12 protein-coding genes are annotated in these 14,603 nt (G+C 33.2%); 5 read left to right on the forward strand and 7 right to left on the reverse strand.

Translation table 11 applies throughout. The annotated features are described in order from the left end of the window. Window positions 1-11: 11 nt before the first annotated feature. The 3 genes from TL18_RS10295 to TL18_RS10305 all read right to left on the reverse strand — a co-directional run bounded on the left by TL18_RS10295 (window position 12) and on the right by TL18_RS10305 (window position 4,333). Window positions 12-686 (reverse strand): DUF2162 family putative transporter, encoded by a 675-nt coding sequence (locus TL18_RS10295; protein ID WP_082706469.1) that lies wholly within the window; start codon window positions 684-686, stop codon window positions 12-14. A gap of 11 nt (window positions 687-697) precedes the next feature. Continuing rightward, a complete protein-coding gene (locus TL18_RS10300; protein WP_067045183.1) occupies window positions 698-1,207 on the reverse strand; it encodes a hypothetical protein in 510 nt (169 codons plus the stop codon). Window positions 1,208-1,330: 123 nt separating this feature from the next. Then, window positions 1,331-4,333: an FmdE family protein gene (locus tag TL18_RS10305; RefSeq protein WP_067045185.1), complete on the reverse strand. Its 3,003-nt coding sequence runs from the start codon at window positions 4,331-4,333 to the stop codon at window positions 1,331-1,333. Window positions 4,334-5,186: 853 nt separating this feature from the next. Here TL18_RS10305 and TL18_RS10310 point away from each other — a divergent pair. The 3 genes from TL18_RS10310 to TL18_RS10320 all read left to right on the forward strand — a co-directional run bounded on the left by TL18_RS10310 (window position 5,187) and on the right by TL18_RS10320 (window position 7,258). Beyond that, window positions 5,187-5,810, forward strand: coding sequence for an energy-coupling factor ABC transporter permease (locus tag TL18_RS10310; protein WP_067045188.1), 624 nt, complete (start codon window positions 5,187-5,189; stop codon window positions 5,808-5,810). Window positions 5,811-5,818: 8 nt separating this feature from the next. Further along, window positions 5,819-6,307 carry a hypothetical protein gene (locus tag TL18_RS10315; protein WP_067045190.1) on the forward strand — a complete coding sequence of 163 codons (489 nt, stop codon included), beginning with the start codon at window positions 5,819-5,821 and terminating at the stop codon, window positions 6,305-6,307. Between the two features lie 96 nt (window positions 6,308-6,403). After that, on the forward strand, window positions 6,404-7,258 hold the full coding sequence (locus tag TL18_RS10320; protein WP_067045192.1) for a phosphoserine phosphatase: 855 nt from the start codon (window positions 6,404-6,406) through the stop codon (window positions 7,256-7,258). Here the strand turns inward: TL18_RS10320 and TL18_RS10325 are convergent. The 3 genes from TL18_RS10325 to TL18_RS10335 form a co-directional block, all read right to left on the reverse strand. After that, a complete protein-coding gene (locus tag TL18_RS10325; RefSeq protein ID WP_067045194.1) occupies window positions 7,255-7,536 on the reverse strand; it encodes a zinc ribbon domain-containing protein in 282 nt (93 codons plus the stop codon). The two genes, TL18_RS10320 and TL18_RS10325, sit on opposite strands and share 4 nt — an antisense overlap. Before the next feature lie 55 nt (window positions 7,537-7,591). Beyond that, window positions 7,592-8,833 (reverse strand): bifunctional 5,6,7,8-tetrahydromethanopterin hydro-lyase/3-hexulose-6-phosphate synthase, encoded by a 1,242-nt coding sequence (locus tag TL18_RS10330; protein WP_067045560.1) that lies wholly within the window; start codon window positions 8,831-8,833, stop codon window positions 7,592-7,594. 65 nt (window positions 8,834-8,898) lie between these two features. Continuing rightward, the gene (locus tag TL18_RS10335) at window positions 8,899-10,725 is read right to left on the reverse strand and encodes a threonine--tRNA ligase (protein ID WP_067045197.1); all 1,827 of its coding nucleotides are present in this window, start codon (window positions 10,723-10,725) and stop codon (window positions 8,899-8,901) included. 544 nt (window positions 10,726-11,269) lie between these two features. Between TL18_RS10335 and cfbB the strand changes: the two genes are divergently transcribed. Then, on the forward strand, window positions 11,270-12,625 hold the full coding sequence (gene cfbB, locus TL18_RS10340; protein WP_067045200.1) for a Ni-sirohydrochlorin a,c-diamide synthase: 1,356 nt from the start codon (window positions 11,270-11,272) through the stop codon (window positions 12,623-12,625). 2 nt (window positions 12,626-12,627) lie between these two features. Continuing rightward, window positions 12,628-13,689 carry an oligosaccharide repeat unit polymerase family protein gene (locus tag TL18_RS10345; protein ID WP_067045203.1) on the forward strand — a complete coding sequence of 354 codons (1,062 nt, stop codon included), beginning with the start codon at window positions 12,628-12,630 and terminating at the stop codon, window positions 13,687-13,689. Here the strand turns inward: TL18_RS10345 and TL18_RS10350 are convergent. Then, the gene (locus TL18_RS10350) at window positions 13,675-14,586 is read right to left on the reverse strand and encodes a restriction endonuclease (RefSeq protein ID WP_067045206.1); all 912 of its coding nucleotides are present in this window, start codon (window positions 14,584-14,586) and stop codon (window positions 13,675-13,677) included. The two genes, TL18_RS10345 and TL18_RS10350, sit on opposite strands and share 15 nt — an antisense overlap. Between the last annotated feature and the right edge of the window lie 17 nt (window positions 14,587-14,603).

A 14,603-nucleotide genomic window follows, 5' to 3' on the forward strand; every position in this document is an offset into this window, starting at 1 on the left:
ATATCACCACATCATTTTAATAAAGTATTTTTTTTATAATATAATAAACCTAAAACAATAACTACTATCAACAAAGCAATAGTTGCCAAAATATATTCAATTGAAACGATATTAATCGGTTTCATGTCTTTCATGTTCAAAGATATAATATTCGGAAGCAGTAATGAAACCATTAATGAATAAATTCCCAATATGAAATACATGCTTCCTAAGGAGTTATTGGTAATATTTATCAAATTAGATCTTTTACAAAAGTAAAATACTCCAATTATGATTAAATTGAATAAGATTGCTGTAAATAAACTGATAAATAAAGAATTTAGTCCCAATAAAGATTCTTTTGAACATATGCAAATCAAAGCCAACAGCATGAAAGACAAATAGGATAATAAAATAACTTTTTTAGTATTATTTTTCCCATTGTTAAATAAATATCCGCTAAACATCAAAAGCAGAGAAATCACAAACAATAAAAGAAAACTATAACTACCTATAGCTGAAATTAATTGAACCTTAAAAATATTAATCGCATAAATCAATATGAATGTAAATATAAGGGAAACAATGGAAAATTTAGCCAAATCAATTTTGGAAATATTTTCATAACTGATGATTAAACCGATTGCAACAGAAAATATCATTATTGAAATAATAAATCCTAAAGACCACAATAAACTAAAAGCCATGATATCGCCATTTATTTTTTAGAGAATATTTTTGACAGAACAACAGGTATGGAAAATCCGCAGGCCAATGCAACCAATAACAATATGATGTTATTTACGCTAAATAACTCATTTTGATTATTCCCATCATCTGAAACATTTGTATTATTAACGCTGCTATTTGTACTATTTACATTTTTAGTAGAATTGCCGCTTACTTCAGATACTGAAGATGAATCTGAAGAGGGATTTGCACTAGCAGAACCTGAAGATGAATCTGAAGATCCTGAACTAGACGAAGTGGAACCAGAACCACTAGAATAACTTGAACCACCAGAGGAACTGGAACCAGAACTGGAACTAGATTCACTAGAATAACTTGAACCACCAGATGAACCAGAACCACTTGAAGAAGATGGGACTTCAGATGTCACTTCTTCAACATATTCTGAACCGTGCCCCGGATGGGCACATACCGCCGTAGCGGCAAAAGATATTATGAAAATTATTGAAATAAATAAAGCTAATTTTTTATACTCCATCAAATCACCATTAAAACATTTTAATAAATTAAATTTAATTAAATAAATCACTAGAAACTTATTTAATTAAATTTAACTTAAAAAAATAAAAAATAATAACTCAAAAAGAGTTATTAATCAAAACTATTTTTTACGTTTCATATATCCAACACCAAGTACTGCACCAATAGCTAAAACACCAACTAAAGCATAAATTAAGCTGTTAGAATCTGCAGATTTGGTTGCAGGAGATTTTGAAACTTCATATGATTTTGCAGCGCTTGGACTATCTTTTGAATCTTTAGATTTATCATCAGCGGATTCATCAACAGCCTCTTCAGCAGTTTGAGCGCTAGCAACTACTGGACTGGAAGTTCCAACACTACTGGAAGATGAATAACTACTTGTTGAACGGGATGCTGGAGCATATGAATTACTATTGGAATTACTATTAGAGTTAGAATTGCTATTAGAGTTAGTATTAGTGGAATTAGAGTTAGATTCACCACTAGCATCTCCTTGCATGGATTTTAATAAATCTTCTTTAGAGATGTCATCTAAACTCTTCAAGTAAGTTATAGCATTAAAGTCATCGCCAGCACCTTGTTTTAACATGTTAAATTGTTCTTCAGTAATCCATCTTTCATCATCTGTTGAAACAACAGGCATTGCTTTAATATGTTCATCTTCAATACCAGCATACATATTAATATATGCTCTGATTTGGTTAGCACGTGCAGCTTCAGAGGTACTATACATACTGTTGTCGATAGTTGCCCATTTGAAACTAACAGTAGATGCTTTACCTACTTTAAGATTGTCATCCCATACAACAAGAACACCTTGATAGTTTCCACCTTCAATATATGGAGATATTGTCTCATTGGAAGGTAATTTTTGTACATAAAAAGTACCTAAACCTGGAGATAAATCTAATAAATAGGTTAAACTGTCATCTTTACAAAAGATGTTGGATGCAATGTATGTGTATGATTCATTTTCGCCTAACGGATATTTTTCTTGGATATAATCAGTTATGAAGAATCCTGGCTGTACACCTGGACATACGTGTGCATGGTATAGGAATGTTGCCATTTGATCAAATATAGGGTGTTCATTCCATGCATTGACAATAGTCTGTACATTAAACCAATTTCCATCAGGAACAAATGATTTTTCAATAGCTCTTAATTTAGTAGCGTTATTTAATGTATCAAATCCAATATCAACAACCCTATCACCGTCAAGTTCTCCAACAAAGAAGTCTTTAGTATCCGGATTATATCTTAAATAGACCATATTTACTGCATCAGAGTCAGGATAACGGAGTGCAAATGCAAACCATAATGGTTTCCATACGGCTTGGTGAAGACTTAATACGTTTTGACTGTATAATGTTCCACCGAATACTTCATAAAGACCATCACGTGCAATTACAGTATCTTGACCGTTTAAGAAAGCATAACCTGCATCAGTTAAAGCAAGGAAATCAACATCGTCTCTATCAATATCGATGCCCAATTCTTCGTTGAATATTTTTTTAGCTTCGTTTGCTGCATCGATACCTATTTGTTTTATTTCAGCATCGGATAATTTTGCTTGAGTATCAGCAGGAGTGGCTCTTGTAGCTTTATCAAGACCTAAAGATAAAATATATTCTAAATCTAGACCATGTCCGTCAAGACCATATTCTGCTGGTTCACCATCATAAGTTACGTTTTCAGTAGTTCCCATTAACCAATTGTATTGTTCTTGATTCAATCCTGTAAATTCATATAATATATCGACTAATTTTTCAGGATTCTTATTTATTTGGTCAATCCACCAGGAACAGTATTTTAATTCTTCTAAACTACCATCATCAGGATTGATTCCGGTTTCTTTAGTGAACATGTTTTTAAGATTGGTTGAATTAAAGGTCATGATGATTAGATCACCTGTTTTAGTAGCACTATACCATCTAATAAAACCAATCATGTTTTCGGTAGCACCGGTATTGGTAGTGTTCATACCAGTATAACCAGTTTTACCAATTGTATCATCTAAAAAGAATATTGCTGCATCATCATCAGACCCGCCAGGGACACCAAGTACTTTATAAGCAGTAACATCAGCAGGGGAACCTACTCCACCAGGGTTAGTTTCTTGCTCAGGAGGGTAGTATTTCAATAAAGCTTGAATGATGCTGTATCCGCCTAAAGTACCTTCACAAATATGGCCATGGAAAGCAGCTTCTTGGAGAATTTCTCTAGAAACACCCGCAGACCAACCATTTGCCAAACTTGCAAATGACCATGCGTTTTCACCAACAACAGCATTATAATACTTATTCCAATCTGCTTTGGACATATCTTCAGATATAGTTCCTAAATAGGAATAACTAGTAGATCCGTTTTGGAAAACAATAGCGTTCAATTCTTTTCCATTTCTAGCAATAAAAGCAAAGTCAACCGGATCAGTAGCACTTTGACGTAGCATTATTACATTGCTGTAAGCTATGCAATTGTGGATGCTTCCGTAATTAACAATTGCCTCCATCGCGTCTTCACTAAGTTTACCGTTATATTTTGCAACTCCTGCGGTGGTAATTGCAAGAACATCATCTGCATTTTTAAAATCTAATTTGTTATCAGCAATTTCAGTAACAGTTCTTCCTAATTTATAAGCTTCACTAGCTTTTAAATCAAAGGTAACGATTTTGGATAAATCAGCACCATTAATGATTTTTGCTTGGCTGCCATAACCTGCAGTCATGGCGGTAATATTCAATTTACCCCCATTAAAGTTATCTAAACTAAGAACATAATTTCTGTTGTTTACATCGTATGTCTTAGTAAAATTAAGATAGGTATTATTTGAAATTAAATAGAAATCTGGAACTAATTCATATGCATCATCAGCATATTCGTAATTAACTTTTACACTTACTGAAGCAGAATTAGAAGCAGCCTCTACTGCATTTGAACCATCAGCTTGGATATCTGAGATACCATTACCTATAAGAAGACCATTTTGAGAATCAAAAAGGGCATCTGTATCGCTTGCAGATACCGCACCAATTACAAGCATTAGACAAGCAATTAGCGTGATAAACAAAACAACCTGTTTTTTAATAATATCGCCTCCAAAATTTGAAAAGATATTCATGTGAGAATACCAATTAGTAGTATTTAGTAATACATATATAAATATAATTATTACAATAATTATAAAAAATTAGTAAAAAGTAATACTTTTTATATTAGTATTAATTTTATAAAAATAGGATATACTTTATTTTAATTCTCCATTAAGCTAAAAACAAATTTTATACCATCTATTCGAATGGAAACTAAAATTAATATGTTAATAATATGCAACATAATAATTAACATTGTTATATAATTTTACTGTAAAGACATATTTTTTTAACAAATAATACAATATAATCAGTTCTGACATTTCAAAATAATTATTAAATTAAGGGAATCAAATACGAAAAAAAGCAAACCCTAAAAAATCTGGTACCTCCCATAAAAACATTTATATAATTTTAAGAACAATATAAATACGAAAGCTTTTTTTAGGTAAACCTAAAAATCGCCTTCAAAATTTGAAAAGTGTTAAATTAGAACAGAAGATTCTAGTTTAACACAATAATAAAAATTACCGGCCTATTTTTTTTGAAATATGATAAAATAATAACAATCGATACAAAATAAGTATATTAACACTGTTATATTATTTTAATAGAAATATTACAAAATTGAAAAGTAATACCTATGCTATTTTTTGATATAAAAATAAGAATAAAGCCCTTTAATCAAAAAAGTTAATTTAAGAAGAAATATAAAATTATTACCTAAAAAAAATGATTAAAAAATATCTAAAAAATATTATAAAAATAAGATGCCTGTTCAATAAGTAATAATTTTATCAAGAAATAATGAAAAAAGTAATACGAAATGATATTATATGGTATTACTTCAAAACTTATGATGAAACCAAATAAGGTGATAAAATGCATTTGCCAGACGGAATAATAAGTTTTGAACAAGCCATGATTTACTGGATTATTACATTAATAATCGTTTCAATATTCTTCTACAAATTCTCTAAAGATGAAAATAAAGAAAAGAGGATTATATCAATAGCCCTATTCAGCGTTTTTACAATAGTGGTTACCTCATTATCGATTCCATCACCTCTTGGCGTGCCAATCCATTTCTTTTTGATACCATTAATAGCCATATTGCTTGGACCTCTTTCCAGCACAATAGTATCCTTTGTCACCTTAATTATGCAGGCATTGGCATTGAATATGGGTGGAATAACTTCCTTAGGTGCAAATTTTTTAGTAATGGGATTCATATTATCCATAGTCACATATGGATTTTATAAACTGTTCCTAAATATAAATGAAAAGCTTGCAATATTTGGATCAACAATTATTGGCATTATCTTTGCTACATTTGGACAGGTAGCCATCTTAGTTATTTCAGGAGCAATGAACTTCGATATATTATTATCAACATTAGTTCCATTTTACCTATTCATCTCATTTATCGAGGGATTTGCAAATGTAATCATTATAACCGCTATTAAAAAAATAAAACCGGAAATAATAGAAATAAATAAAATTTAGGTGATAAAATGAAATATTTCAAAATTACAATATTGTTATTAATTTTCCTTTTAGGAATAACAGCCGTATCTTCACATGGAGTAGATGTAACTGCCGATACAATGGTTGTTGCTAATGACACCAATGGACAGATTGTTAAAAATATCGCAGATACAAACAATCTCAACATCAGTGTTTATAAATTCACATCCGAAGATGAAGTTGCACACATCCTAGAACATAGCATAAACAACACAAACAAGAGAATACTATTTACTGCATATCAAAATACTGCTAACGATTTTCTAAAAGAACATCCCGACATGTCAAAAAGAATAATCGTTGTTGACGACGTGAACAATGACACTATCCTAGAAGGGATTCACAATATTATGGATGCGCCAATTGGAAACGCATCTAACGAAAACAGCTTCGGATTACCGCTGATAATAGGCATTATAATAGGTACCTTAATAGGAATCGGCTGTGGAATCTATATAATGAAAAAGAAGAATTAAGTTTTTTACTTAAATTCTTCCACTCTTTTTTTAAAAATACTACATAATATTTATAATACCTAAATACAAATATTATTGTATAATAACGGGATGATTATGAAATTTGGAAAAGGGATTGTAAAAAAATATTCTAGGGAGTATAATAGGACATTAAAGAATGGTGAAAAAAAGAAGTACACCACAGAGCAAATCCAGATTACCGTACCGAAAAATCAGGATATCTACACTAACCAGGAAGAAGTTCTAATTATTCCAAATAGCGAAATTGATGCGTTTAAAAGTAGAGAGGAAGAAAATGAGGCGCTTAAAATAGCTAATTATTTACATGTTGAGGAAGTGAAAAGATTGACCAGGCAATTAGAAGAAAACCTAAATCCATCTACTTTAGAATATGAAAATGAAATCAGACAGCTAAAAGAAGAGTTGAACAAAAAGAATGATTCATTAAAAGAACTTGAAGAAAAATATAACACTTTACATAAAAGTAATATTGACGAATTGAAAGAGGAAAACAACACCATCAAGGACAAGCATTCCAAATTGATTATTGAAAACGAAAACCTGAAAACCAAATTTGTCAATATGAAAACAGAAAACGAAAACCTGAAAACCAAGTATTCAAGCATTAAGGAAGAAAACAAAAACTTGAAAAATAAGTGCACAACATTAAGAGAAGAACAAACTTCCATTAAAGAAAGTTATGATCAAGTTTCAACAAAATATGACCAGTTGAAACAGGAAAACCTCAACACAAAAACTAGCTATGCCGAAATATATGAAATAAACGAAGGCCTGGAAAAAGATTACGATAACCTTATTTTAGAATATAATGAATTAGTTGATAAGTATAATGTTTTAGAAGAAGAGATTTACGCTCTCAAGACAACTAAAAACCACAATGAATACATTGCAAACAAAGTTAAAGAATTTATTTTAAAAAGTGGAGATTAAAGAGTTTTATAATCATCTTGAAACTCTGGATTCCATCTTTTAAGTCCCGGAATAAACATCACTGTAATACCAGTAGCCTGTGTTTCGGGCAATCTTGGATTTTTTTCCATCATTTCTTTTGTTTTTCTCACAATCATTTCTTCTAAAGTGATATCAGGTTCTGTATATTCGCCATCCTGATAACAGTCACGGCAAAATTCAGGATTTAGGCTGCCGTCTTTGTTAGTACCATAATCCTCTTTTACAATTGGCCTACCACATGAATTGCAAAATCCCATGAAAAAAACTCCTTTTAAAAAAAAAATAGTTGTAAATTAGAATTAATCTAATTTACTAGTCATCTTTTACTTCAATGTTTTCGTCTTCATCCATAGCAAGTCTCATATTGTCTGGATCTGGGTCGAAATGTTCTAAGAAGTCTTGTGCAGCTCTTCTTACATCTCTAGAACCGATAATGTATCTACCAGCGATGATGATATTGGCACCTTTCTCAATAGCTTCTTCAACATTATTAGGTTTAATACCACCAGCAACAGCAACAAGACCTTTTTCACCGAGGAGTTTTTTGATATCTTTAATATTACCCCATTCGGTCATGTCACTAGTGTCCTCACCATGTTCAGCCCTGTAGGTTTCCATATCCACATTTCTGTGTAATAAGACAATATCAGGTTTTAAATCATCAGGAAGTTTAGCCAATTTCTTTTCAAATCCGGCAACATTCATCATATCGAGGATGGAATAAATACCTTGCTTTTGAGTTTCATGAATAGCTTTTGCGATGGATTCAACAGTACCGAGTCCGGAAATAGCAACTGCATCTGCAGTTTCATCTGCTGCCATTTTAACTTCTACACGACCAACGTCTAAAGTTTTTAAGTCAGCAATAATGAATGCATCAGGACGTAAGCTTCTGATTTTTCCAATAATTCCAACACCGAATTTTTTAACAAGAGGTGTTCCTGCTTCAAGAAGAATTCTGTCATTGTCTGGTAAATCATTGATAATTCTTTCCATTGCAGCTTCATTATCCAAGTCAAGTGCAACTTGCAAGTATGGTGGTGACCAAAGTTTTTTGACTTTGAATCCCATGATTGGGTGAGTTCCACGATCTTTTTCTGCGAGTACTTTTTCGATAGATGGGTATCCTTCCATTGCTCTTCTGATTGCTAATTTTGTTGCTCCGTAGTTATATTGATAGATTTTTCTGTAGTCTTTTGCAGAAGGGTCTATGAATACACTTACGTTGATTACAATATCCTCTACAATCTCTTTTGGGATATATCCATCTTCCACTGCATCAGCTACAGCCCTTGCAACTGCAGTTTGTGCAGGTCCAAATATTTTACTAGCATCATCTAAATCACCAACGGTTACTTTAGGAATGATTAAAGTAGCAGGCTTGGTCATTAGGTTAGGTCTGATTACACTTGTCAAAGGAGTGTGGCCTACAGAAAGGTTAGATAAACCATTTGCGAAAGCTTGGCCAACAGGTCCGAATTTGTCACCAATCAATAAATCGATGTGTGCTAATTCAGGGCCGTCTCCAATAAGAGCTTCTCCTATTTTATACATTGGGTCCATTAAATTTCCTCCGTTATTAATAACATTTTATAATATATTTTAATTTGTAAATATAATTATTGGAAGTTAATCCTTCTTGAAATATCCTTAGGCAAAGGCAATCTTCTGAAAGGTTTTCCTTCACATTTCTCATTTATCTCAGCAATCAATTCTTCAACTGTCATTTCGACCTTTTCACCGGTTTCACGGACAGTCACTTGGAATTTTCCAGATTCCATTTCCTTATCTCCAACTACAAAAGTGTATGGAATCCATTCTTTTGCCGCATTTCTGATTTTTTTACCAACGCTTTCATCTCTATCATCAATATCTACACGAATGCTGGAAGCGTTGATCTTTTCATACAATCCTTCTGCGAATTCCTTGTGGTTTTCACCAACGGTTAAAATCCTTGCTTGGATTGGACTTAACCAAGTCGGCAACATTGGAGCGCGTTCATTGATTTCCAATGCGGTCTTTTCAAGCATTGCACATAAAACCCTTTCAATACTTCCAGTCGGTGAAGTGTGCAGGATTGTTGGATTGTGCTGTTCGCCGTCTTCACCTAAATATGTAATTCCAAATCTTTTACCGCTTTCAACATCGATTTGTACAGTTGGGTTTTCAATTGGACGACCTAAAGCGTCAATATTGGCCAAATCGATTTTGCATACCCAGTAATGATGTCTTTCCGGTAAGATTTCTAAAAGGATTGGTTTGCCAAATTTTTTGGCAATTTCATACATCCATTCTTCATTGTCATCAAAGAAGTCTTGAGTTGCTCTGAAGATTACTTCAAAGTCCAATTCCAGATCCTTACCGGTTTGCATACACATGTCAGTCTGGTTAGAGAATTCTTCAAGAGATGAAGGAACATCTGCACAGAATGAATGACAATCAGGCATGGTGAATGCTCTTAATCTTTTAAGACCTACAACTTCTCCTTTTTTCTCATAACGGAAACTGTAGGTAGACAATTCATAGATTTTTGCAGGGAAGTTTTTCCAAGTCAGATATGAGTCGGCCATTATTCTGAATGCACCGAAACAGCATGCGAATCTAAGCATCAAGTTCTTTTTGGTGTCGGTTCTGTATTGCCTTTCACCGAACTTGTATGCATGCTGATAGATAGCTTCATTATCCAAATCATAAAAGATTGGAGTTTCAACAGGCATTGCTCCACGTTCAACTGTAAGATTGTATACATAATCAGCGAGCAAATCCCTTATTAAACGTCCTTTAGGATACCATCTGAGGTTTCCAACGTCAGATGCAGGTTCATAATCACAAATTTCCTTTTCTCTCATCAATTTGACATGTGGAGGTTCACCTTCGTCAGATGCACCTTGGCCAAGTTCATAATCAACGAGCTGCTTGAAAGCCTTGTTGTCAAATTTGAAGTCTTCGATTTGAGTGATCTTGTCTCCTTCAAGAATCTGCCAGGTGGAAGGTTTTCTTTCAGCTTTTTCTTCTTCAGCATCATCGGCAGTGATGGTTCTTGAAAGTTCGCTTAAAGGATGTCCTTTACAGGAAATCTCAAATGCCTTATACCATCCGAAAGGTACCCTTTTAACATTGAAGTCTTCAGCAAGCAAAGCTTCTTCTGCATCTTTCAATATTTGAACAGCTACTTTTGGAGAACTTAATGATGAAGATAAGTGAGCATATGGATACAACACAATATTTTCAGCCTTAACTTGATCATTAGTCTTTTTGACTTCGCTGACTAAATTTTTAACAATGCCTTCTGGATTATTTTCATCATCTTTTTCAACAGCTGTAAACACTACTAAAGAGTCATCGAAGGAACCTTCTTTTTTAGCTTCCTCGATATCTTCAGCTACAGGTGTTTTATTTTTTACATTATAATTTAAATAATCAGAATGAATTAATAAAATTCTCATTTAATCACCATATATTATGATTTAAAATTTATTTTTAATGTTATATATAAATTAGGAATTATAATTTTAGGTGATTTTTCCAAGACAATTAAGTTATTAAATACATGAAATGTTTATTGATTAAACTGATATTTTTGATTGTAAACATTAAAATTAATTAGCGTATTTTGAAAATAATAGTTTTTTGTTATAAAACCGGCCGTTTTGTTCGGATAATCGTATATGAAAAAATAAAAAAGTAGAAAACAAAGAGAAAATGGTTGTAGAAAAATAAGTGCTTAGTCTACAATAATGACAAACTTACCTTAGGGCCATCAGACATTACGAGATTTTTGACAAACTTAACTGTGCGAAGATTGGTATATTAACGATATACAATATGTAAAAGATTTTTTAAGATATCAATCCTGGAATTCATGTTAAAAAAAGATGTCATGTTCGGAAATACTTTAAAGAATTAAAATTTATAAGCCTGCCAAATTTTAAAAAATTAACACCGACACATTACATTAAACATATATTTACTCATAAATAATATAATATCATGAGAATTATTTTAGCAGGAACCGGTAGTGCAGTCGGAAAAACAACAATAGCTACCGGAATAATGAAAGCATTAAGTGAAAAGTATAACGTTCAACCTTTTAAAGTGGGACCTGACTACATCGACCCTTCATATCACACATTAGCTACCGGGAACACCTCAAGAAACCTAGATTCGTTTTTTATGCAAAAGGGGCAAGTGAGAGACTCTTTCCTTAAAGGTATGGAAGGCAAGGATATAGCCGTGATTGAAGGAGTAAGGGGTCTTTATGAAGGAATTGACTCAATCAACGATATAGGAAGTACAGCCTCCGTAGCCAAATCATTGGATGCGCCTGTTATTTTAATCATCAATTCCAGAAGCTTAGTGAAAAGTGCTGCCGCACTTGTCTTAGGCTTTAAGGCATTGGACCCTGAAATAAACATTGCAGGAGTTATCTTGAACAAGGTCAAGAACAAAGCACACTATGAAAAGACAAAAAGGTCAATTGAAGAGATTACTAAAACCGAAGTCATTGGCGGAATAATTCGTGACGACAATATTTCAATCGAACAAAGGCATTTGGGACTTGTTCCCGCCCGTGAAAGGGAAAATTCACTTAAGTTCATTGACTTATGGTCCGAAGTCATTAAAAACTCAATTGATTTGGATAGGCTGGTTGAAATTGCTAAAAGTGCACCGAAAATCTCTTCTGAAATCATACCGATTTGGAATAAGCTTAACAAACAGCCTGTAAAGATTGGCGTCGCTTATGATGAAGTGTTTAACTTCTATTATAAAGAAAACATCGAATCATTAGAAGCGAATAATGCTAAAATAGAATATTTCTCACCTTTAAACGATGAAAATCTTCCTGATGTTGACGGACTATACATCGGAGGAGGATACCCCGAACTATTTTCAAAAGAGCTCAGTGCAAATGAAGATATGCTTTCACAAATCAAGAACTTCCACTTGGAAAACAGACCAATATTTGCGGAATGCGGCGGCTTAATGTATCTTATGAATTCCATACATGATGATAAGGTGGTAAACATATATCCTTACAAGTCAATCCTAACAGACAGGGTTCAGGCATTGAAATATACAATAGCTGAAGTGACCGAAGACAACATCATCTCCAAAAAGGGCGAAAGATTCCACGGGCATGAATTCCACTATTCAAAAGTCATTGTTGACGAACACAATATCAAGCATGACCTGGCATTCAAAATCCTAAGGGGAAAAGGCTCCTACAACAATCAGGACGGATTCATGGAAAGAAATACGCTTGCAAGCTATGTTCACACCCATGTGGCCGCAATGCCTAACTTCGGCGGAAATCTGGCCATTTCAAGTTATGAGCTTGGAGGATAAAGATGGACTTTAAAAAAATCGATTTTTTCAGCCCTCCTATTTTGGTCGTGGCAATACTGGCATTTCTAGCTATGGGCTACATTGGATCATTCAATTATAGGTTTGAAGACCCGCTTGATTTAGAAGTGATTTTAACAGTGATATTCGCATGCATAATATTCATAATTGGAGTAGTCATCGTAAAATATAAAATAACAGTAGAGAATACAAAGGAAATTTCTTTTTTATCTGAAAAACTGCTTGTAGCTCTGGTTATTATTGCCCTGATTCTGCAGGCTCTGAACTTGGTACTTCTCGGAGGGATACCGCTTTTCAACAGCGTTTTGAAATCAAATGCAACAACAAACATTTGGAGAATAGCTTATCCGTTGTTCCTAATCATGATTAACATTTTGCTTGCAAAATTCTACAATAGAAAATACCTATTGCTGGTTGTACTTGGAGCACTTATTTTCGGCCTGAACGGATACAGAACATCTGTCCTGGGAATTTTGGGAAGCACATTCATTACCCTTTATTATCTTGACAAAATATCTCAAAAAGTAGGAATGGCATTTGTCCTGATTATTGCTGTTGGAATAATGGGTATCGGATACATCGCATCCCAGTCAATTGCAACACAGCACTGGACATTGAATCCTATCGAATTGATATTCTACAGAGCCGCCTTTACATTGGAAGTATTTGAAAAAATCCTTCCTCTTGGAGCCACCACACACGGACATATCCTTAGCATGATCTTCTCATCAGGAAGCCCAAGAACATTCATTGGAGAATACGTATTAAAATATACGGTCTGCTTAACATCAACACTGTTCGGACCTGTCTATCTTGATTTTGGAATGATCGGCCTTGCAATTCAAATGCTGTTTATGGGAATGTTTCTGGAATTGCTTTATAAATTAAAAAAAGGAATTGGAGTTGGGATTTACTCCATCATATTAACACACACATTAATCTGGGTGGAAACCGGACCAACCGATATCATGATTTGGTTTTTATATTTGCTTGGAGTGATTTTAGTAATAATTAATTTTAATTATATTAAATTAAACAAAAATTAATATAATCAATATAATTAATGAAATAAAGAATACAAATGTTCCTTTAATGATAAAATCACTGTTTCTATCTGTGTAAAGTGCTAAACCATAGGAAAGTAACAATGCCACACCCATTTCAATCAATCCACTTATTCCAGGATCCATTTTCAAAAGATTGCCTGCAATGAAAGAAAGGATATAAGCAACAATTACCACTAAAATGATTAAGATTATTGGATTTTCGACTAATTTAAAGAATAATGAACCTCTTCCGAAAGTGCTAGGTTGGGAATTATAGTTATATAGGGTTGTATTTGAACGTGATGCTGTCCTATTAATTTTTCCAAGTTTAAGGTTATTCAGAAATCCGAATATTCCTTTTGGCTTGTCTTCATTTATTTGCCTGTATAATGTATTCTTATATACCATAGGGTTTTGGTCTCTTCTCTGCATGAAATATTCCATGTCGGAAGCGTCATAGGTATATTCAGGATATTCCTCTTCAATATATGCAGAAGCCCCTCCATCATAAGGGGTGTTATCCAAAGTAGTTTGTGAAGTTCTATCCTGATATTTTTTAGCCAATTCAAGCAAACCGTCCCTATCAACTAATTTAATGTTTTTTCTAAGAGCATAATTCTTTGCCTGTTCAGAAAAATAAGAAGAAGAGACAATGGTTACTTTAGAAGCCTTTAAGCTTTCTTGGACCTCTTCCATTTCTTTTAGGACATCCACACCAATCTGAAAATCTTTATCATAATTTTTACATGCTACAACTACACCAAAATCCCCGATTGTTGTAGGTAAGATAGCATATATATCTATAACCCTTTGTGAAGTCTTAAAATTCTTGTAAACTTTAAAACCTGAGTCCTCCATCACCTTAGCTATAAAATTAATCAATTGTGGTTTCTCCAAATTACCCACCCGCATGT

The sequence above is a fragment of the Methanobrevibacter sp. YE315 genome (assembly GCF_001548675.1).
In the GTDB taxonomy this organism is placed as follows: Archaea; Methanobacteriota; Methanobacteria; order Methanobacteriales; family Methanobacteriaceae; genus Methanocatella.